This is a genomic window from Pseudomonas sp. MWU12-2037 (assembly GCF_023242345.1).
In the GTDB taxonomy this organism is placed as follows: domain Bacteria; phylum Pseudomonadota; class Gammaproteobacteria; order Pseudomonadales; family Pseudomonadaceae; genus Aquipseudomonas; species Aquipseudomonas gingeri_D.
This window is the reverse complement of record NZ_JALLIZ010000004.1, coordinates 183,018-205,122: the sequence shown is the minus strand read 5'-3', so window position 1 is coordinate 205,122 and position 22,105 is coordinate 183,018. Positions and strand designations below refer to the sequence as shown.

Genomic DNA, 22,105 nt, shown 5'->3' with positions numbered 1-22,105 from the left:
GTCTTCGCGGGCAAGCCCTGCTCCTACAAATTTGTGTCGTACTCTCGTTTTGTGTTCGACTCGGTCCTGTAGGAGCAGGGCTTGCCCGCGAAGCTTTTCAGGGCTGCCAACGCGGTGCCCGTTTCTGCACAAAGGCCAACGTCCCCTCGGCCCCTTCCTCTCCGGTCACGGCTTTTGCAAACCATTCGGCGGCCTGGTCCAGCAAAGGCCCCAGCGGCTGTTCATCCAGCAACAACGCCTTGGTCAGCGCATTCGCCGCCGGCGCGCAGCGCAGCACCTGGGCGATCACTGTCTCCAGGCGTGCGTCCAGGGCCTTCTCGTCCACCTCGACAAAATGCACCAGCCCCAGGCGCCCGGCTTCGTTCCCATCGAACCGCGCTGCAGTCAGAGCCAAGCGCCGCGCCTGGGTCAAACCGACCCGCCGCACTACGAACGGCGCAATCTGCGCCGGCAATACCCCCAGGCTGGTTTCCGGCAAGCCGAAGCCGGCGCTGCTCTGAGCGATGGCGATATCGCTGACACAAGCCAATCCCAAGCCGCCGCCCAGCACCGCCCCTTGCAGCAGGGCAATCACCACCTGCGAGGCGCTCTGGGTTTCCTCCAGCAAGGCGCCGAAGGCCCGGTTCAAATCGCGGCAGGCCTCGACACCAGCGTCCCGGGCCCGGGCCATATCCTGAAGATCTCCACCGGCACAAAAATGCCCGCCGTCTCCCCGCAGCACCAGCACGCGAACGCTGTGATCAAGGCGCACGGCGGCGAGGGTCGCGCGCAGCTCGTCGACCATCTGCCGGTTCATCGCGTTACGGCTGTCCGGACGAGCAAGGGTGATCCGCAGCACGCCGCCTTCCAAAGCCAGGCGCAAGGTCCGGCACACCGGCAGGGCAATCACCGCTTTTTCCCCGGCAAGCTGCCCATCAACTTGCAGATGATCCCCAGCATGATCTCGTCGGCACCGCCGCCAATCGACACCAGGCGCATATCGCGATAGGCCCGGGCCACCGGGTTGTCCCACATAAAGCCCATGCCGCCCCAATATTGCAGGCAACTGTCGCTGACCTCGCGACCCAGGCGCCCGGCCTTGAGCTTGGCCATGGAGGCCAACCGGGTCACGTCCTGCCCGTTGATGTACTGCTCGGTGGCCTGGTAGACCAGCGCCCGCAGCGCTTCGATCTCGGTCGACAGCTCCGCCAGGCGGAAGTGAATGACCTGGTTGTCGATCAGCGGTGCGCCGAAGGTCTGGCGCTCCTTGCAGTAGGCCAGGGTGCTGTCGACGCAATACTCCAGTCCCTTGATCATATTGGCCGCGCCGAACAGCCGTTCCTCCTGGAACTGCAACATCTGCATCATGAAACCCGCGCCTTCCTGGCCGATGCGGTTGCGCTGGGGCACCCGCACATTGTCGAAAAACACCTGGGCGGTTTCCGAACTGCGCATGCCGAGCTTGTCCAGGTGCGGGCTAAGGCTGATCCCGGGGCTGTCCATCGGCACCATGATCAACGACTTGTTCAGATGCGGCTTGTCGTCCGAGGTATTGGCCAGCAGGCACATGAAGTCGGCGCAGGGCGAATTGGTGATCCACATCTTGCTGCCGTCGATCACATAGTCGTCGCCGTCCTTGCGCGCGCGGGTCTTGAGCCCGGCGACATCGGAGCCGGCACCGACCTCGGACACGCCGATGCAACCCACCTGTTCGCCACGGATCGCCGGAATAAGGAACTGCTCGCGCAGTTCATCGGAACCGAAGCGCGCCAGGGCCGGGGTGCACATATCGGTCTGCACGCCGATGGACATGGGAATCCCGCCGCAATGAATGGTGCCGAACTCCTCGGCGGCGACGATGGAGTAGCTGTAGTCCAGGCCCAGGCCGCCGAAGGCTTGCGGCTTGGAGATACCGAGCAGGCCCAGCTCGCCGGCCTTGCGGAAAATCTCATGAATGGGAAAGCGTCCGGCTTTCTCCCACTCGTCGACATGGGGGTTGATATCGCGTTCGACGAACTGGCGCACGGTGCGCCGCAGGGCTTCATGTTCCTGGGTGAAGATCATTTCCTTGTGCTCCGTGATCGTTGATCAGAACCGCGCCACGCCAAAGCTATTGGGTTGTAGCTGACGAACCTCGGCTTCGTGGCAGATATCCAGCAAATAACCCAGCAGCGTGCGACTGTCCCGAGGGTCTATCAGGCCGTCGTCCCACAGGTTGGCCGTGCCATAGAGCGCGGTGGACTGGCTGTCGAGCTTCTGCGCGGTCATCTGTTCCAGCCCGTCGAGCATCTTGGTGTCGGGCACCAGGCCGTCCTTGAGCTGCCGCGCCTCGGTGACGATGCGCAGCACCTTGCCGGCCTGGGCGCCGCCCATCACCGCCGTACGGCTGCCGGGCCAGGCGAAGATAAAACGCGGGTCCAGGCCGCGGCCGCACATGGCGTAGTTGCCGGCGCCATAGGAACCGCCGACCACCAGGGTCAATTTCGGCACCCGGGCGTTGGCCACCGCCTGGATCATCTTCGCCCCGTGCTTGATCACCCCCTGTTGCTCGGCCTCGGTGCCGACCATGAAGCCGGTGGTGTTATGCAGGAACACCAGGGGCATGCGGCTCTGGTCGCAGAGCTGGATAAACTGCGCCGCCTTGCTCGCGCCCTTGGGCGTGATCGGGCCGTTATTGCCGATCAGGCCGCAGGGCCGGCCCTGGATCTGCAGATGGCCGCAGATTGTCTGGGTGTCGAACTCGGCCTTGAATTCGAGGAAGTTCGAGCCGTCGGCCAGCCGGGCGACGATCTCGCGCACGTCATAGGGTTTTTTCGGGTCGTCGGGGATCAGTCCGAGCAGCTCGTCGATGGGGTAGAGCGGTTCGGCCCAGGTCCTGGCGGCTGTGATCGGCAGTCGGTCGTTCCAGGGCAGTTGGGCGATGATTTCCCGGGCGATACGCACGCCGTCGGCATCGTTTTGCGCCAGGTATTCGGCGGTGCCGGCCACCTGGGCATGCATCTGCGCGCCGCCGAGTTCCTCGTCGGTCGCCACTTCACCGGTGGCCGCCTTGAGCAATGGGGGACCTGCGAGAAACAAGCGGGCCTTGCCACGGACCACCACCACGTAATCCGAGAGCCCCGGTTGATAGGCGCCGCCCGCCGTCGCCGAGCCGTGGACCACGGTGACCTGTGGCAGGCCCATTGCCGACATCCGCGCTTGATTGGCGAAACTGCGCGCGCCTTCGACGAAAATCTCCGCCGCGTAGTTGAGGTTGGCCCCGCCGCTTTCGGCCAGGGTGATCACCGGTAGTTTGTTTTCCAGGGCAATCTGTTGCAGGCGCAGGGTCTTTTTCAGGCCGCTGGGGGAAATGGTCCCGCCCTTGATCGCGCTGTTGTTGACTACCACCAGCACGCGCACGCCGCAGACATGGCCGATACCGGCAATCAGGCCGCCACCGGCGAGGCTGCCATCCTTGTCGTCGTGCAACTTGTAGCCGGCCAGGCTGGCCAGTTCGAGAAACGGCGCGCCGGGGTCGAGCAGCAGGTTCAGGCGTTCCCGGGGCAGCAACTGACCCCGGCCGGCGAATTTCTCCCGCGCGCTTTCGGCCTTGTCCAGCAGGTTCTGTTCCAGTTGGCGGATCTGCCCGAGGCCGGCGAGCATGGCTTGGCGATGACGGGCGAAATCCTCGCCATGGTCATCGAGCCGGGATTCGATCACGGGCATGGGATTCTCCTGGGGGCTTGATCGAACAGGGATGCACAGGTCACGGTGACAGTCCTCAAGCCAGTTGATCGGCAATCTGTCGTGGCACGGGAATCTGGATTTCCAGCAGTTGCTGGGCAAAGGCCTTGCCCTGGGGGTCGATGCGCAAACTGGCGATACCGCCGCCGCCCAGGGCGTTTTCCAGCAAAAAGTTCAGGCTGTGGCTGCCGGGCAGATACCAGCGTTCGACACGGCCATGGATGGGGTCGAGGACATGGCCCATCCAGTCCACCACCACCGCCGGGGTCAAGGCCTCGGCGATCCACGGCAGATAGTCGGGATGCCGCGCCATGACCCCGATATTGCTGTGATTGCCCTTGTCGCCGGAGCGCGCCACCGCCAGTTTCACCAGGGGCACATTGGCTTCGGCACGGCCCTGTGGCCTGGGCGGTTGCAGGTCTTCGGCAATGGATTGCATGGCGTTCGAGGCGGGCAGGGCGACGGCATGCGCCTGGCCGTCGAGATGCACGCTCAATGTGCAGGCCTCTTTATCGATCAGGAAGGAAAACAGGCGGATCAGCGGGGAGACCGTGGGCCGTCCGCCGAGGATCCCGGTCAGCCCCGGGGCCATGCCGGTGGCGGCCTGGGCGATCTCCCGGGAAAACAGCAGCAGCGCCTGGCGCTCGGGATGACGCACCGCCAGCTTGATCACCACCTCGCGGCTGTCCTGGCGGTGGCCATGGGGCCCGTAGGTGGCTTCGCTGCCGAGCAGCTCGCTGCTGACTTCGCTGTAGGGCGGCCAGCCCCGGGCGCCGAGCATTTCACTGGTCTTGTCGAGGATCGCCTGGCTGACCCGGCGGGCCTTGGCCACGGCGTCAATCCCGGCCATCAGGCAACTGGCGGTACAGCGGAATCCATCAGGATAGGTGGCGCAGACCTTGTATTGCGCGGTCGGTGGCAAACCCCTGGCGCCGCTGACGCTGACGCGATTGGCGGCCTGCTGCACAAGCCGGACCCGGGTGAAATCGCAAATGACATCCGGCAGCAGATAGGCCCTGGGATCGCCGATTTCGTAGAGCAGTTGCTCGCCCACGGTCAGCGGTGTCACCAGACCGCCGGAACCTTCAGGCTTGCTGACAACGAAGTGGCTGTCGGCGCTGACCTCGACGATGGGAAAACCGATGTGTTCGTAGTCCGGCACCTCGCGCCAATCGGTGAAGTTGCCGCCGGTACACTGCGCGCCGCACTCGATGATATGCCCGGCGAGGGCGGCCTGGGCCAGCTTGTCGTAGTCCTGCCAGGACCAGCCGAATTCATGCACCAGGGCGGCACTGACCAGCGCGCTGTCGACCACCCGCCCGGTGATCACCACATCCGCGCCCAGGCTTAGTGCATGGGCGATGCCCGGCGCGCCAAGGTAGGCGTTGGTCGACACACAGTGCGCGGGCAGCGCCGTGCCATTGAACATTTCCTGGATACCGCTCGCGGCCAGTTGCCCAAGCTGCGGTTGCAGGTCGTCGCCCAGCAGCACGGCAATCTTCAACGGTACTCCGGCGGTGTTGCAGGCTGCTTGCAGGGCCGCGGCGCAGGCCTGTGGATTGACCCCGCCGGCATTGCTGATCACACGGATTTCCTGGCGGGCGATCTCGCCGAGCAGGGGCCGCAGGACCTCGACGAAGTCCGTCGCATAACCGGCGGCGGGGTCCTTCATCCGCGCCCCGGCCATGATCGACATCGTCACTTCCGCCAGATAGTCGAACACCAGGTAGTCCAGGCGCCCGCCTTCGACCAACTGCGCCGCCGCGCTGCTGGTATCGCCCCAGAACGCACTGGCGCAACCGACACGAACCCTTGCCTTCATCAGAGCCGCCTCCGAAAATCCCTGGACGAGACTACCAAGCAAGCGCTTGGTTTGTAAATCCCGCCGGTCCGTTCACCCCAAGCGCTTGCTTGGCTGTCCTGGTAGGCTTAAATTGCGCGCAACCTCCCTCCTGCGGTGGGCCGAGGGTGGGACGCCGTAGAGTCATGAGGAAAATGCCGTGAACGAGCAACAAGCCCAGCGTGTCATGCGCGAACTGGTCAGCACCGGACAACTGACCGACCCGGACAGCGCCCGGGGCAAATTGCTGCAGACCGCGGCCCACCTGTTTCGTAGCCAGGGCTTCGACCGCACCACGGTGCGTGACCTGGCCAGTGCCATCGGCATTCAGTCCGGCAGCCTGTTCCATCACTTCAAAAGCAAGGACGAAATCCTGCGCGCGGTGATGGAGGAGACTATCGTTTACAACACCGCCCTGATGCGCGCGTCGCTGGCCGAAGCCGGCAGCCTGCGTGAACGGGTGCTGGCGCTGATCCGTTGTGAACTGCAATCGATCATGGGTGGCACCGGTGAAGCCATGGCGGTGCTGGTCTATGAATGGCGCTCGTTGTCCGAGCAGGGGCAGGCCAAGGTCCTGGCCTTGCGCGATCTCTACGAGCAGATCTGGCTCCAGGTGCTGGGCGAAGCCCGCGATGCCGGCTATATCAAGGGCGACGTGTTCATCACCCGGCGCTTCCTGACCGGCGCCTTGTCCTGGACCACCACCTGGTTTCGACCCCAGGGCAGCCTGACGCTGGATCAGTTGGCCGAAGAGGCTTTGATGTTGATTCTCAAAGACTCGTGATGTTGCTGCGCAAGTCATTAATTAGCGGGCGGAAAGTTGTCTAAGTTGGGAAAACCGCCTAGTTTGATGCCACGATTTTTTTCCTGAGGTGTGTGCCTTTGAACGTCCTGCCCGTGCGCACGGTTTCCCGGATCCTGTTGTTGGCGCTCTCGGCGTTGGTGATCTTGCCGGTTTCGGCGGCCCAACTGGTTCGGATTGGCGCCGCGCATTTCCCGCCCTACACCATCCGACCCGAGCAGGGCGCCGATACCGGCTTGTTGCCGCAGCTGGCCGAGGCCTTGAACAAGTTGCAGAGCGATTACCAGTTCACCCTGGTGCCGACCTCGATTCCGCGTCGTTTCGGTGATCTGCAGCAGGGCCGGACCGATATGGCGATCTTCGAGAACCCGGCCTGGGGCTGGAAGGATATTCCGCATACAGCGGTCGACATGGGGCTGGAGGACGCCGAAGTGTTTGTCGCCCAGCGTGAGCCGGGTCGCGGCGAAAGCTACTTTGCCGACCTCAAGGGCAAGCGCCTGGCCCTGTTCAGCGGTTACCACTACGAGTTTGCCAGCTTCAACGCCGACCCCAAGTTCCTCGCCGACACCTACAACGCCACCCTGACGTACTCCCATGACGCCAATCTGCTGATGGTGCTGCGCGGGCGGGCCGATATCGCCCTGGTGACCCGCTCCTACCTGTCCGACTACCTGATCCGCAACCCGGATGTGGCCAAGGAGCTGCTGATCTCCGAGCGGATCGACCAGGTCTACCATCACTACGCGATCCTGCGTCCGCAAGCGCCCATCAGTGGCGAGGCGTTCGGCAAGCTGTTGCAGCGCCTGCATGACAGCGGCGAGTTGCTGAAAATCTTCCAGCCTTATCGCATCACGGTGATGCCGGCCGCTGCTGCGGTGGCGGGCCAGTAGTCCCTGCTTAACGTCCTGCCAGGCTGTTGCCGCGGGTTCCCGAGACCTTGCGGCAATGCACCAGCGCATCGCGAATCATAAAGTTCACCAGGGTCGGTGAAACCCCCAACTCCTTGGCGATGTCCTTCTGCGGCACGCCGTGCAGCCGGTACATCTCGAACGCATAGCGGGTGCGCTGCGGCAACTCGCCGAGGGCATCGGCGATATTTTCCAGTGTGCGGAAATTGATGTGCGAGTTTTCCGGCGACGCCCCCTGGATCACTACGTTCAAGCCTTCCTCTTCCGGCCCCGAATACCTCAACTCCAGCGCCTGCTTGCGGTAGTGGTCGATGGCCAGGTTGCGCACGATCTGGAACAGGTAGCTCAACTGGGCCTTGAACGAGGAGGTGATCTGCGGCGCCGACTGCAGGCGGAAAAACGCGTCCTGCACCACGTCCTCGGCGCGAGAGCGGCAGCCGGTGATGCGCGCGGCAATCTTGACCAGGATCAGACGGTTGTCGACAAAGGCCTGCAGTAGCGGTGAGTCGCACTTGCTTGTGGGTACATGTTCCATCATGGAAATCACCTTGTAGCGAGTAGGTAGCGGGGCAGTGCCGTGAGAGGTGCCCGGCTTGGCGGACATAAAAGTAGGATGAATGATAATGATTGTCAAATGAGAAAAATAACTAATCATATTGTGTGCCGCTTGATACCTGCCTGTTCATTGTGCTCTGCCACCGGCCTTGCAGAGGGCGACCGGGACTAATTATTCCCTCGGGCCATCCGTTCTCATGGAGAACAGGCCGGGCACCCGCACGGTCCAGGATCGGTATCTTCGAGGAGGGCGACATGGTTTTCATCAAGGGTGGCTGGGCATGAACACCTCCCCCGGACTGCGACTGTTCTGCCTTCCTTACTCCGGTGCCAGCGCCACGTTCTACCACCGCTGGCGGCGCAAGCTGCCGCAGTGGCTGCAGGTCTCGCCGCTGGAGTTGCCGGGGCGCGGCATGCGCATGAACCAGCCGCTGCAAAGCGATATCAGGACCCTGGCCGGGCAGTTGGCCGAGGAGATCGCCGTTGATCTCGACCAGCCCTATGCCGTGTTCGGCCACAGCCTTGGCGGCCTGCTGGCGTTCGAGTTGCTGCACGTCCTGCACGAGCGTGGCTTGCCGCTGCCGTTGGCGCTGTTCGTTTCGGCGACCGCCGGGCCGGTGCGGCGCGATGTCAGCCAGTACGCCGTGGCGAAAACCGATGAACAACTGCTCGAGCGGCTGCGCGAACTCAAGGGCACGGCCGAGGAAACCCTGGCCAACCGCGACCTGATGCAGTTGATGCTGCCAATCCTGCGCGCCGACTTCCTGCTCTGCGGCAGTTTCAGCTACGGCCAGCGCGCGCCGCTGCCGCTGCCGATCCATGTGTTCGGCGGCAAGCAGGACAGTATCCGCGCCGATGAGCTGCTCGACTGGCAGGAAGAAACCGGCACCGGTTTCTCCCTGGATATGTTCGACGGCCATCACTTCTACCTGATCGATCAGGAAGCCGCGCTGCTGCGTTGCCTGCGGCGTTATGCCGACGAGCATCTGGCCCGCTGGCGTAATGGCACGCGGCGTCAGTTGGCCTGGGCGACGGGCTGACCCGGGGCTTTGCGCCTCACCTTTATTTTTCACGTCTCATATTCAATCGGCCTGCCCGTCTTCAAGACTCCGGGCCGGCCGACTTCAGGCAGGAATACCATGATGGATGCGTTCGACCTCCCCAGCACCCTGGCCCAGGCCCTTCAACGTCGCTCGGCGCAGACGCCGGAGCGGCTGGCCTTGCGTTTTCTCGCCGAGAACCAGGAGCAGGGCGCCGTGCTCAGTTACCGCGACCTGGACCTGCGGGCGCGGACCATTGCGGCAGCGTTGCAGACCCAGGCCGAGGTTGGGGACCGCGCGGTCCTGCTGTTTCCCAGCGGCCCGGATTACGTCGCGGCGTTCTTCGGTTGCCTCTACGCCGGGGTGATCGCGGTGCCGGCCTATCCGCCGGAATCCGCCCGTCGTCATCATCAGGAACGCCTGCTGTCGATTATTGCCGATGCCGAGCCACGCCTGGTCCTGACCCAGGAAGCCTTGCGCGAACCGTTGTTGCAGATGGATGAACTGTCCGCCGGCGACGCCCCGCGCCTGCTCTGTGTCGATCAGTTGGACAGCGCGCTGGCGGCTGACTGGATCCCGCCCGAACTGCATGCCGACGGCATCGCCTTCCTGCAATACACCTCGGGTTCCACCGCGTTTCCCAAGGGCGTGCAGGTCAGCCACGGCAATCTGATGGCCAACGAACTACTGATCCGTCGCGGTTTCGGTATCGATCTCAATCCTGATGACGTGATCGTCAGCTGGCTGCCGCTTTACCACGACATGGGCCTGATCGGCGGGCTGCTGCAACCGATTTTCAGCGGCGTGCCCTGTGTGCTGATGTCCCCGGCCTATTTCCTCGCTCGCCCATTGCGCTGGCTGGAAGCGATCAGCGAATACGGCGGCACCATCAGCGGCGGCCCGGACTTCGCCTATCGGCTGTGCAGCGAGCGGGTCAGCGACAGCGCGCTGGCGCGCCTGGACCTGAGAAGCTGGCGGGTGGCCTATTCCGGTTCCGAGCCGATTCGCCTCGACACCCTGGAGCGTTTCGCCGAGCAATTCGAGCCTTGCGGTTTCAGCGCCGATGCCTGGTTCGCCTCCTATGGCCTGGCGGAAGCCACTTTGTTCGTTGCCGGTGGCCAGCGTGGCCGGGGGATTCCCGCCCTGCGCCTGGACGATGCGGCCCTGGCGCAGAATCGCGCGCAACCGGGCGACGGCAACGCGGTGATGAGTTGCGGCACCGGCCAGCCCGGGCATGCCGTGCAGGTGGTCGAACCGAACACTCTGCACGTGTTGGCCGACAATCAGGTCGGTGAGGTCTGGGCCACCGGGCCGAGTATTGCCCGGGGTTACTGGCGCAATCCCGAAGCCTCGGCCAAGACCTTTGTCGAGCACGCCGGGGCGACCTGGCTACGCACCGGCGACCTGGGTTTCCTGCGCGACGGTGAGCTTTACATCACCGGGCGCCTGAAGGACATGCTGATCGTGCGTGGTCACAACCTGTATCCCCAGGACATCGAAAAGACCATCGAGCGGGAAGTGGAGGTGGTGCGCAAAGGCCGGGTCGCGGCGTTTGCGGTTACCGAACGGGGCGAGGAGGGCATCGGTATCGCCGCCGAGATCAGCCGCAGCGTGCGCAAGATCCTGCCGCCAGAAGCCCTGATCAAGGCGATCCGCCAGGCGGTGGCCGAGGCGTATCAGCAGGCGCCGAGCCTGGTGGTGCTGCTCAATCCCGGGGCTTTGCCGAAAACCTCCAGCGGCAAGTTGCAACGTTCGGCCTGCCGCAGCCGCCTGGCCGATGGCAGCCTTGACGCCTATGCCGTCTTCCCGGATCGCACGACAGGCGTGGAGCCGGACGTCGCCCTGGCGGCAGATAACGCCGGCGATGAACTGCAAGCCCTGATCGGCCGAATCTGGTCCGAGCTGTTGCAGGTTACGCAAGTCGCCAGCGACGATCATTTCTTCCTGCTCGGCGGCAACTCGATCCTGGCGACCCAGGTGGTGGCCCGCCTGCGCGAGGCGTTGGGTATCGAACTGAACCTGCGCCTGTTGTTCGAAGCGCCGACCCTCGGCGACTTCAGCGCACAAGTGGCGCGCTTGCAGCAGGACGGCGGCCTGGCCCAGGGCGCTATTGCCGTGCTGTCGCGAAACCAGGACCTGCCGCAATCCCTGGCCCAGAACCGCTTGTGGTTCCTCTGGCAACTGGACCCGCAGAGCAGCGCCTATACGATTCCCGGTGCCCTGCGCCTGCGCGGTGAGCTGGATGAAGCAGCGCTGCGCAGCAGCTTCCAGCAATTGATCGACCGCCACGAATCCCTGCGCACGCGGTTCCTCGAACGCGACGGTCAGGCCCTGCAACGGATCGAGGCCAAGGCCACTTTCGAATTGCAATGCATCGACCTCGGTGACTTGCCCGCCGACGCCCGTGAAGCCCGCGCCCGGCAAATCCGCGAGGACGAAGCGCGCACTCGATTCGATCTGGAAAACGGCCCGTTGCTGTGGGTGACATTGGTACGCCTGGACGACCAGGAACATCAGTTGCTGGTGACGATGCACCACATCATCGCCGACGGCTGGTCGTTGAATATCCTGATGGACGAGTTCGCCAGGCTTTACGCCGCGGCGGCCCAAGGCCAGGTTGCGGAGCTGGCGCCACTGTCCCTGCAGTACGCCGACTACGCCGGCTGGCAGCGCCAATGGCTGGCCCAGGGCGAAGGCCAGCGGCAGCTGGATTACTGGAAAGCCCGCCTGGGCGGCGACGAACTGCCGACCCTGAGCCTGGCCACCGATCACCCGCGCTCGGCGCAAAAGCGCCATAGCGCCGAACGCTTGACCCTGCGCCTGGACAAGACGCTGGGCGAGGCCGTGCGCCAGACCGCCCAGGCCTTCGAGTCGACGCCGTTCATGCTGTTGTTGTCGGTGTTCCAGGGCCTGCTGCACCGCTACAGCGGCCAGCAGGACATTCGCATCGGCGTGCCCGGCGCCAACCGTCCGCGCCTGGAAACCCAGGGGCTGATCGGCTTCTTTATCAACACCCTGGTGCTGCGGGTCGAGCTGGACGCGCGCCTGCCGTTCAGCGAACTGTTGGCCCGCACCCGCCAGGCCACCCTCGAAGCCCAGGCGAACCAGGACCTGCCGTTCGAACAACTACTCGAAGCCTTTCCGCAGGCCCGCGAACAGGGTCTGTTCCAGGTCCTGTTCAACCACCAGCAACGCGACCTCGGGGCCTTGCGCCGCTTGCCCGGCCTGCTGGCCGACGAGCTGCCCTGGCACAGCCGCGAGGCCAAGTTCGACCTGCAATTGCACAGTGAGGAAGACCGCAGCGGGCGCCTGAGCCTGTCCTTCGACTACGCCGACGAGTTGTTCGACGCGCCGACCATCGAGCGCCTGGCCGGACATTTCGTCAGCCTTCTGCGTGAAGTCTGCGCCCAACCGCAACGGGCTATTGCTGATGTGCAACTGCTGGATAACACCGAACAGGCACGGCAGATCGAATGGGGCGCGGCGGCCTGTGCCCCGGCCCGGCAATGGCTGCCGGAGCTGCTCGAACAACAGGCCCGGCTGACCCCGGAACGCATCGCCCTGCAATGGGAGGGCGGCAGTCTCGACTTCGCCAGCCTGCACACCCAGGCCAATCGCCTGGCCCACTACCTGCGGGACAAGGGCGTCGGCCCGGACGTGCGGGTGGCCATCGCCGTCGAGCGCTCGCCGCAACTGCTGATCGGCCTGCTCGCCATCATCAAGGCCGGCGGCGCCTATGTGCCGCTGGACCCGGACTACCCGGCCGAGCGCCTGGCCTATATGCTCGCCGACAGCGGCGTCGAACTGCTGCTGACCCAGAGTCATCTGCTCGACAGCTTGCCGGTGGCCCCCGGGGTCAGTGCCATCGCCCTCGACCTGCTCAAGCTCGACACCTGGCCGAGCCAGGCGCCGGGCCTGCATCTGGAAGGCGAGCACCTCGCCTATGTGATCTACACCTCCGGTTCCACCGGCCAGCCCAAGGGCGTCGGCAACACCCACGCGGCCCTGGCCGAGCGCCTGCAATGGATGCAGGCGACCTACGTGCTGGATGACCGCGACGTGCTGATGCAAAAGGCCCCGATCAGCTTCGACGTATCGGTCTGGGAATGCTTCTGGCCGCTGATCAGCGGCTGCCGCCTGGTGCTCGCCGGCCCCGGCGAACACCGTGACCCGCAGCGTATCGCGCAACTGGTGCAGACCTACGGCGTGACCACGCTGCACTTTGTCCCGGCACTGCTGCAACTCTTCGTTCATGAGCCGCAGGTGTCCGCTTGCGGCAGTTTGCGGCGGCTGTTTTCCGGTGGCGAAGCCTTGCCCGCCGAGCTGCGCGACCGGACCCTGGAAGCCTTGCCGAATGTGCAGTTGCACAACCGCTATGGCCCGACCGAAACCGCGATCAACGTGACCCACTGGCACTGCCAGGTAACGGACGGCGAGCGTTCACCTATCGGCCGGCCGCTGGGCAATGTGCTTGCCCGGGTCCTCGATGCCGACCTCAATCCGCTGCCCGCCGGTGTTCCCGGGGAACTGTGCATTGGCGGTATCGGCCTGGCCCGGGGTTATCTGGGACGGCCGGGACTGACGGCCGAGCGCTTTGTCGCCGATCCACTGGGAGAGGCGGGCGCGCGTCTGTACCGTACCGGCGACCGGGTGCGCTGGAATGCCGACGGCGTGCTGGAATACCTCGGACGTCTCGACCAGCAGGTCAAATTGCGCGGTTTCCGCCTGGAACCGCAGGAAATCGAAGCGCGGCTGCTGGCCCATGAAGAGATGGTCCAGGCCGTGGTGCTGGTACGCGAAACCGCGGCCGGTGCGCAGTTGATCGGCTATTACACCAGCGTCGCCAGCACCGAGCCCGAAGCGCAACAGAACGAACGCCTCAAGACCGCGCTGGCCGCCGAGCTGCCGGACTATATGGTGCCCTCGCAACTGGTGCGCCTCGACGCCATGCCCCTGAGCCCCAGCGGCAAGCTGGATCGCCAGGCCCTGCCGGAACCGCAGTGGCAGGTGCGCGAGCATCTGGAGCCGCAAAGTGCGCTGGAGCAGCAGATCGCCGCGATCTGGCGCGAAGTGCTCGGCCAGCCGCGCGTCGGCCTGCGGGACGACTTCTTTGCCCTCGGCGGCCATTCGTTGTTGGCCACCCGGATTATTTCCCGCACCCGCCAGGCCTGCGATGTCGAGCTGCCGCTACGGGTGCTGTTCGAAGCCAGCGAACTGGGGGCCTTTGCCGAACAGATCCGGCTGATCCAGGGGGCCGGTCGGCGTAATCTGCAAACCGCGATCCAGCCGGTCGACCGCAGCCGGCCGGTGCCCTTGTCCTATTCCCAGCAGCGCATGTGGTTCCTCTGGCAGATGGAACCGGACAGCCCGGCCTACAACGTCGGCGGCATGGCGCGCTTCAGTGGTGTGTTCGACCTGGGCTGTTTCGAGGCGGCGTTGCAGGCGTTGATCCTGCGCCACGAAACCCTGCGCACCACCTTCCCGAGCGTGGATGGCGTGGCCTGTCAGCGGGTTGCCGCCGAGACCGGTCTGAGCCTGGCCCTGAAGGACTTCTCCGCCTTGGACCCCGTCACCCGCGAGCAGCGTCTGCGGCAACTGGCGGACAACGAGGCGCACCAGCCATTCGATCTGGAAACCGGACCCTTGCTGCGCGCCTGCCTGGTCAAGGCCGGGGAACAGGAGCATTACTTCGTCCTGACCCTGCACCATATCGTCACCGAAGGCTGGGCGATGGATATCTTCGCCCGTGAACTGAGCGCGCTCTATGAAGCCTTTGTCGAAGGCCGCGAATCGCCGTTGGCGCCACTGGCCGTGCAATACCTGGACTACAGCGCCTGGCAGCGCGAATGGCTGGAGTCCGGTGAGCGCCAGCGCCAGCTGGATTACTGGACCGCGCAACTGGGCAACGAACACCCGTTGCTCGAACTGCCCGGCGACCGGCCGCGGCCACCGGTGCAAAGTCACCGTGGCGAGCTGTACCGCTTCGACCTCGACGATGCCCTGGCCGCGCGGGTTCGTACCTTCAATGCCGAGCACGGCCTGACCCTGTTCATGACCATGACCGCCGCCCTGGCCGTGCTGCTCTATCGCTACAGCGGCCAGGGCGACCTGCGCATCGGCGCGCCGGTGGCCAACCGGATCCGTCCGGAAAGCGAAGGCCTGATCGGTGCCTTCCTCAATACCCAGGTGCTGCGTTGCCAGCTCGACGGCCAGATGCGCGTCGGCGAGCTGTTCGAGCAGGTCCGGCATACCGTGATCGAAGGCCAGTCCCATCAGGACCTGCCGTTCGATCAACTGGTCGAGGCCCTGCAACCGCCCCGCAGCGCGGCCTACAACCCGCTGTTCCAGGTGATGTGCAATGTCCAGCGCTGGGAGTTCCAGCAAAGCCGGCGCCTGGGCGAGATGACCGTGGAATACCTGGTCAACGATGCCCGGGCGACCAAGTTCGACCTCAACCTGGAAGTCACCGACCTCGACCAGCGCCTGGGTTGCTGCCTGACCTACAGCACCGATCTGTTCGACGAGCCGCGTATTGCCCGTATGGCCGGGCACTGGCGCAACCTGCTGCGGGCCTTGCTGGAGGATCCGCAACAACGCCTCTGCGAGCTGCCGCTGTTGCAGGCCGACGAGCAACAGGCGTTGCATGACAGCCTGGGCAACGAGGCCGGCGAACAGCGCCTGGACCCGTGCATCCAGAGCCTGTTCGGCCAGCAGGTCCTGGCCCGTCCGGACGCTCCGGCGCTGACCTTTGCCGGCGAGACCCTGAGCTACGGCGAACTCGACCGCCGCGCCAATCGCCTGGCCTGGTGCCTGCGCGAGCAGGGCGTCGGCCCGCAGGTGCGGGTCGGCCTGGCGCTGGAGCGCTCGCTGGACCTGGTGGTTGGTCTGCTGGCGATTCTCAAGGCCGGCGGCGCCTATGTGCCGCTGGACCCGGAATACCCGCTGGACCGCCTGCATTACATGATTGAAGACAGCGGCGTCGGTTTGCTGCTGAGCCACACCGCGTTGCTCGACGCCCTCGGGCCACTGCCGACCGGTGTGGCGAGCTGGTGCCTGGAGCAAGACGCTCCGGCCCTGGCCGACTATCCCGCCACCGAGCTGCCGTTTATCAATCTGCCGCAGCACCAGGCGTACCTGATCTACACCTCCGGCTCCACCGGCAAACCCAAGGGCGTGGTGGTATCCCACGGCGAAATCGCCATGCATTGCCAGGCGGTGATCCGGCGTTTCGAGATGCGGCCCGACGATTGTGAACTGCATTTCTATTCGATCAACTTCGATGCCGCCACCGAACGCCTGCTGGTGCCGTTGCTCAGCGGTGCCCGAGTGGTACTGCGGGCCCAGGGACAATGGGATGCCGAGCAGATCTGCCAGTTGATTGATGAGCAGCGGGTCAATGTTCTTGGCTTTACCCCCAGCTACGGCAGCCAGTTGGCCCAATGGCTGGCGACCCAGGAGCGGATCTTGCCGGTGCGCCTGTGCATCACCGGCGGCGAAGCCCTGACCGGTGAGCACCTGCAGCGGATTCGCGCGGCCTTCAAGCCACAACTGTTCTTCAATGCCTACGGCCCGACGGAAACCGTGGTCATGCCCCTGACCAGTCTCGCTCCCGAGCAGTTGGAGGAGGGTGCCGCCAGCGTGCCGATTGGCCGCGTGGTCGGGGCGCGGGTGGCGTTTATTCTCGACGAGGACCTGGCATTGCTGCCACAAGGCGCTACCGGCGAGCTGTATGTCGGCGGCGCGGGCCTGGCCCAGGGTTACCATGCGCGTCCCGGCATGACCGCCGAGCGTTTTGTCGCCGATCCGTTCTCGGCCGATGGCGGACGCCTGTACCGCACCGGTGACCGGGTCCGGCAGCTGGCCGACGGCCAGGTCGAGTACCTGGGCCGGGTCGACCATCAGGTGAAGATTCGCGGTTTCCGCATCGAACTGGGGGAAATCGAAAACCGTCTGCTGGAACATCCGGCGATTCGCGAGGCGGTGGTCCTCGCCCTGGAAATGCCGGGCGGCCGGCAACTGGCGGCGTATCTGACCAGCGACGTGGTCGAGCAGGGCGAGACCGAACAGGCTGCCTTGCGTGAAGCCCTCAAACTGCATCTCAAGCGCCAACTGCCGGACTATATGGTCCCCGCGTACCTGATCCTGCTGGAACAGATGCCGCTGACCGGCAACGGCAAACTGGATCGCCGCGCCTTGCCGGCACCGGACCCGGAGCTCAACCGCCAGCACTATGTGGCGCCAGGCAACGAACTGGAGCAGTCCCTGGCGGCTATCTGGAGCGAAGTGCTGAACCTCTCGCCAGTGGGCCTGCACGATAACTTCTTTGAACTGGGCGGCGACTCGATCCTGTCGATCCAGGTGGTCAGCCGGGCGCGGGCGCAGGGGATTCATTTCAGCCCCCGCGACCTGTTCCAGCACCAGACCGTGCAAAGCCTGGCGGCGGTGGCCACCCGCAGCGAGCGGATCGTCGCCGAACAAGGCCTGCTCAGCGGCGCCTCGGGCCTGACACCGATCCAGCACTGGTTCTTCGACAATGAAATTGCCGAACGCCAGCACTGGAACCAGGCGGTCTTGCTGGCCCCAACACGTGTCCTCGAACCCCATGCCCTGGAACAGGCGCTGCTGGTGTTGCTGGAACATCACGACGCGTTGCGCCTGCGCTTTACCCAGCCCCATGGCCAGTGGCTGGCGGAGTACGTGGCGCCCACGGAAGTCAGTGTGTTGCAGCTGGTTCGTGTCTTGGACTGGGCGCAGTGCACCGAGCTGTACACCGAAGCCCAGCGCAGCCTCGACCTGCAACAGGGACCGCTGCTGCGGGCCTTGCTGGTGGACGGGCCGCAGGGTGAACAACGCCTGCTGCTGGCCATTCATCACCTGGTGGTGGATGGCGTTTCCTGGCGCATCCTGCTGGACGATCTGCAAACGGCGTATGCCCAATTGATCGAAGGCCAGGCTTTGCAACTGCCGACCAAGACCAGTGCCTTGCGCGACTGGGCGGTGCGCTTGCGGGCCTATGCCGGCAGTGAATCGCTGCGCGAAGAGATGACCCTCTGGCAGGCGCAACTGGCTGGACCTGGGACCGAACTGCCGGGCACGAACCGCCAGGGCGGGTTGCAGAACCGTCATGGGCAAACCCTCAGCGTGCGCCTGCCGGCGGCGCGCACCCGGGCCTTGTTGCAACAGGCTCCGGCGGCCTATCGCACCCAGGTCAACGACCTGCTGCTGACCGCCTTGGCGCGGGTGATCTGCCGCTGGACCGGCAGCGACTCGGCGCTGATCCAGCTCGAAGGCCATGGCCGCGAAACCCTGTTCGACGAAATCGACCTGACCCGCAGCGTGGGCTGGTTCACCAGTGCCTACCCGGTGCGCCTGACCCCGTGCCTGATCGAAGAGGCCTCTGGGCAGGGCGCCTCGATCAAGGCAATCAAGGAGCAATTGCGCGGCGTGCCGCACAAGGGCCTGGGTTATGGCGTGCTGCGCTATCTGGCCGATCCGGCGCATCGCGCGGCGATGGCGGCGTTGCCGCAGGCGGCGATCACCTTCAACTACCTGGGGCAGTTCGACCAGAGCTTTGGCGACGAGGCGCTGTTCCGGCCGCTGGACGAATCGGTCGGGCAAGCCCATTCGCCTGAGGCACCGCTGCCCAACGAGTTGAGTATCGACAGCCAGGTGTATGGCGGTGAGCTGGTCCTGCGCTGGACCTTCAGCCGCGAACGCCTCGCCCCACAGACCGTCGCCGAGCTGGCCCAGGCCTACCTGGGCGAACTGGACAGCCTGATCGAACATTGCCTGAAAGACGGCAACGGCGGCCTGACCCCATCGGACTTCCCCCTGGCGCGCCTGACCCAGCCGCAGCTCGATGCACTGCCGGTGCCGGCCGCGCGGATCGAGGACGTCTACCCGCTGACGCCGATGCAGGAAGGCCTGCTGCTGCACACCTTGCTGGAACCGGGCACCGGCCTCTATTACATGCAGGACCGCTACCGCATCGACAGCGAACTGGACCCGCAGCGCTTCGCCGAGGCCTGGCGGCAGGTGATCGCCCGTCACGAAGCCCTGCGCGCTTCCTTCTGCTGGAACGTCGGCGAGGACATGTTGCAGGTTATCCACAAGCCGGGCAGCACGCCTTTCGAATACCTGGACTGGAGCCTTGAAGCCGAGGCCGGCCATGAGCCGCGTCTGCAAGCCTTGCTCGAAAGCGAGCGCGAAGCCGGTTTCGATCTGCTCCGTGAGGCGCCGTTCCACCTGCGCCTGATCAAGGTCGGCGCGGCGCGCTACTGGTTCCTGATGAGCAACCACCATATCCTCATCGATGCCTGGTGCCGCTCGTTGCTGATGGACGATTTCTTCGAAATCTACACGGCCATGGGCGAGGGCCGTGAGGCGCAACTGGTGCAGCCACCGCGCTACCGCGACTATATCGGCTGGTTGCAACGCCAGGACCTGGTGCAGGCCCGGCAGTGGTGGAAACATAACCTGCAAGGTTTCGAGCGGGCCACCCATATTCCGAGTGACCGGCCGTTCCTGCGCGAGCATGCGGGGGCTACTGGCGGGATGCGGGTAGGGGATTGCCATACCCGTCTTGATGTCCGCGATGGCGCACGTCTGCGGGAGTTGGCCCAGCAGCATCAGCTGACCGTGAACACCTTTGCCCAGGCGGCCTGGGCTTTGGTCCTGCGTCGTTTCAGCGGTGATCGCGACGTGCTGTTCGGTGTGACCGTGGCCGGTCGTCCGGTGGATATGCCGCAGATGCAACGCACCGTCGGCCTGTTTATCAACAGCATCGCGCTGCGGGTGAAACTGCCCCGGGACGGCGTGACCTGCAGCGTGCGTGATTGGCTGAGCGGGTTGCTGGCGCACAATCTGGAACTGCGCGAGTACGAATACCTGCCGTTGGTGAATATCCAGGAACACAGCGAGCTGCCCAAGGGCCAGCCGTTGTTCGACAGTCTGTTCGTGTTCGAGAACGCCCCGGTGCAGGTCTCGGTACTCGACCATGCGCAGAGCTTCAATGCCACTTCGGATTCGGGTCGGACCCACACCAACTTCCCGCTGACGGCGGTCTGCTATCCGGGCGATGACCTCGGGCTGCACCTGTCCTACGACCGGCGTTATTTCGAGGAAGCCAGCATCGAGCGTCTGCTCGGCGAGTTCAAACGCCTGTTGCTGGCCTTGATGGACGGTTTGCACGGCGATATGGCCGACTTGCCGCTGCTGGCTGAAGAGGAGCTGGAATTTCTGTTGCACGACTGCAACCAGAGCGAACGGGCTTATCCGTTGGAGCAGAGTTATGTGGCGCTGTTCGAGGCGCGGGTCGACGAACATCCGCAACGGATCGTGGCGAGCTGCCGGGATCAACAGCAAAGTTACGAACAACTGAACCTGGCGGCCAACCGACTGGGCCATGCACTGGTTCAAGCCGGTGTCGGTCTCGATCAGCCCGTGGCGCTGCTGGCCGAACGGGGCCTGGAGCTGCTGGGCATGATCGTCGGCAGCTTCAAGGCCGGCGCCGGCTCCCTGCCGCTGGACCCGGGTCTGCCGGGCCAGCGCCTGAGCCGGATTGTCGAATTGAGCCGCACGCCGTTGCTGGTCTGCACCCGGGATTGCCTGGCGCGGGCGCGGGCCTTGCTGGCGGAGTTCGCCGAGCCGCTGCGACCGAAGCTGCTGGTCTGGGAAGACGTCCAGGAAGGGGGATATGCGTCGTCCAACCCGGGTATCCACAGCGCCCCGGATAATCTGGCCTACGTGATCTACACCTCCGGCTCCACCGGCCTGCCCAAGGGCGTGATGGTGGAGCAGCGCGGCATGCTCAACAACCAGTTGAGCAAGGTGCCGTACCTGCAACTGAGCGAGGCGGATGTGATTGCCCAGACGGCCTCGCAAAGCTTCGATATCTCGGTCTGGCAGTTCCTGGCGGCGCCGTTGTTCGGCGCGCGGGTGGCTATCGTGCCGAATGCCCTGGCCCATGATCCGCAAGCTTTGCTGGAGCATGTCCGGGAGCAGGGCATCAGTGTGCTGGAAAGCGTGCCGTCGCTGATCCAGGGCATGCTCGCCCTCGACCCGGTCAGCCTTGACGGCCTGCGCTGGTTGCTGCCGACCGGCGAGGCGATGCCGCCCGAGCTGGCCCATCAGTGGTTGCAACGCTATCCACAGGTCGGGTTGGTGAATGCCTATGGTCCAGCCGAGTGCTCGGATGATGTGGCGTTTTTCCGGGTCGACGAGGCCTCGACGCGGGGCAGCTACCTGCCGATCGGCCTGCCGACCGACAACAACCGTCTGTACCTGCTCGACGGTGCCGATGAACTGGTGCCGCCGGGGGCGGTGGGCGAGTTGTGCGTGGCCGGGATCGGGGTCGGTCGCGGTTATGTCAGCGATCCGTTGCGCACCGCGCAGGTGTTTGTGCCGCATCCGTTCGGAGCTCCGGGCGAGCGTCTGTATCGCACTGGTGACCTGGCACGGCGCCGTGTCGATGGGGTGCTGGAGTATGTCGGGCGGATCGACCATCAGGTGAAGATCCGTGGTTACCGGATCGAACTGGGGGAAATCGAGGCGCGCCTGCATGAACAGCCGGAGGTTTGCGAGGCGGCGGTCGGGGTCCAGGAGGGGGCCAATGGCAAGCATCTGGTGGGTTATCTGGTGGCGACGGATTCGGCCCTGGGTGTGAACGAACGACTGGAGCGAATTCGCCAGCGCCTGCGGGCCGAGTTGCCGGAGTACATGGTGCCGTTGCACTGGTTGTGGCTGGACGCGCTGCCGTTGAACGCCAATGGCAAGCTTGATCGCAAGGCCTTGCCGGTCCTGGAGATCGGCCAGTTGGTCTGCCAGGACTACCTGGCTCCACGCAATGAACTGGAGCAGATTCTGGCCGGGGTCTGGGCCGAAGTGCTGAAGGTCGAGCAGGTCGGTGTACGCGACAACTTCTTCGAACTGGGCGGGCATTCGTTGCTGGCCACGCAGATCGCTTCACGGGTGCAGAAGGTCCTGCAGCGCAATGTGCCGCTGCGGGCGATGTTCGAGTGCGGCACGGTGGAGGCGTTGGCGGTTTATATCGACGGGCTGGAAGCCAATGGGATCAGCGAGGATAAGGTTGATCGCCTGAGTGACCTGATGGCGGAGCTGGAAGGGTTGTAAGGGGGCCGGAGTAGGGAACCTGAATACACTGCAAAACTTGTAGGAGCAGAGCTTGCTCGCGAAGAGGCCCGTGAGGACGCTAAAAGCTTCGCGGGCAAGCCCTGCTCCTACAGTCACGTGTTTTGGC

At 64.8% G+C, this 22,105-nt stretch carries 9 protein-coding genes; 4 read left to right on the top strand and 5 right to left on the bottom strand.

Translation table 11 applies throughout. The features are described 5' to 3' along the window. Positions 1 to 97: 97 nt before the first annotated feature. Genes M5B42_RS08955 through M5B42_RS08940 form a run of 4 tightly spaced genes read right to left on the bottom strand, consistent with a single transcriptional unit; the run spans position 98 to position 5,524 of the window. Positions 98 to 889 (bottom strand): enoyl-CoA hydratase-related protein, encoded by a 792-nt coding sequence (locus tag M5B42_RS08955; protein ID WP_349292769.1) that lies wholly within the window; start codon positions 887 to 889, stop codon positions 98 to 100. After that, entirely contained in the window at positions 886 to 2,043 is a 1,158-nt protein-coding gene (gene atuD / locus M5B42_RS08950; protein ID WP_103499695.1) for a citronellyl-CoA dehydrogenase, read from the bottom strand. The genes M5B42_RS08955 and atuD overlap by 4 nt, the downstream gene beginning before the upstream one ends. A gap of 24 nt (positions 2,044 to 2,067) precedes the next feature. Next, the gene (gene atuC, locus M5B42_RS08945) at positions 2,068 to 3,684 is read right to left on the bottom strand and encodes a geranyl-CoA carboxylase subunit beta (RefSeq protein ID WP_248745600.1); all 1,617 of its coding nucleotides are present in this window, start codon (positions 3,682 to 3,684) and stop codon (positions 2,068 to 2,070) included. A 55-nt stretch (positions 3,685 to 3,739) separates the two neighbouring features. Further along, positions 3,740 to 5,524: an acyclic terpene utilization AtuA family protein gene (locus M5B42_RS08940; protein WP_248745599.1), complete on the bottom strand. Its 1,785-nt coding sequence runs from the start codon at positions 5,522 to 5,524 to the stop codon at positions 3,740 to 3,742. A gap of 178 nt (positions 5,525 to 5,702) precedes the next feature. Between M5B42_RS08940 and M5B42_RS08935 the strand changes: the two genes are divergently transcribed. Together M5B42_RS08935 and M5B42_RS08930 are read left to right on the top strand one after the other, a co-directional pair. Next, positions 5,703 to 6,326 (top strand): TetR/AcrR family transcriptional regulator, encoded by a 624-nt coding sequence (locus tag M5B42_RS08935; protein WP_248745598.1) that lies wholly within the window; start codon positions 5,703 to 5,705, stop codon positions 6,324 to 6,326. Between the two features lie 98 nt (positions 6,327 to 6,424). Then, positions 6,425 to 7,234, top strand: coding sequence for a transporter substrate-binding domain-containing protein (locus M5B42_RS08930; RefSeq protein WP_248745597.1), 810 nt, complete (start codon positions 6,425 to 6,427; stop codon positions 7,232 to 7,234). Positions 7,235 to 7,241: 7 nt separating this feature from the next. Here M5B42_RS08930 and M5B42_RS08925 read toward each other — a convergent pair whose 3' ends face one another. Beyond that, positions 7,242 to 7,790, bottom strand: coding sequence for an RNA polymerase factor sigma-70 (locus M5B42_RS08925; RefSeq protein ID WP_152736984.1), 549 nt, complete (start codon positions 7,788 to 7,790; stop codon positions 7,242 to 7,244). Positions 7,791 to 8,088: 298 nt separating this feature from the next. Here M5B42_RS08925 and M5B42_RS08920 point away from each other — a divergent pair, with 298 nt between their 5' ends. Both M5B42_RS08920 and M5B42_RS08915 read left to right on the top strand, forming a co-directional pair. After that, on the top strand, positions 8,089 to 8,847 hold the full coding sequence (locus M5B42_RS08920) for an alpha/beta fold hydrolase (protein WP_103499701.1): 759 nt from the start codon (positions 8,089 to 8,091) through the stop codon (positions 8,845 to 8,847). 99 nt (positions 8,848 to 8,946) lie between these two features. Then, the gene (locus M5B42_RS08915; protein WP_248745596.1) at positions 8,947 to 21,978 is read left to right on the top strand and encodes a non-ribosomal peptide synthetase; all 13,032 of its coding nucleotides are present in this window, start codon (positions 8,947 to 8,949) and stop codon (positions 21,976 to 21,978) included. Positions 21,979 to 22,105 lie beyond the last annotated feature (127 nt).

Coding starts and splice junctions, on each gene's coding strand:
- atuD (WP_103499695.1), bottom strand. CDS start 2,043: ATGATCTTCACCCAGGAACATGAAGCCCTGCGGCGCACCGTGCGCCAG.
- atuC (WP_248745600.1), bottom strand. CDS start 3,684: ATGCCCGTGATCGAATCCCGGCTCGATGACCATGGCGAGGATTTCGCC.
- M5B42_RS08940 (WP_248745599.1), bottom strand. CDS start 5,524: ATGAAGGCAAGGGTTCGTGTCGGTTGCGCCAGTGCGTTCTGGGGCGAT.
- M5B42_RS08925 (WP_152736984.1), bottom strand. CDS start 7,790: ATGATGGAACATGTACCCACAAGCAAGTGCGACTCACCGCTACTGCAG.
- M5B42_RS08920 (WP_103499701.1), top strand. CDS start 8,089: ATGAACACCTCCCCCGGACTGCGACTGTTCTGCCTTCCTTACTCCGGT.
- M5B42_RS08915 (WP_248745596.1), top strand. CDS start 8,947: ATGATGGATGCGTTCGACCTCCCCAGCACCCTGGCCCAGGCCCTTCAA.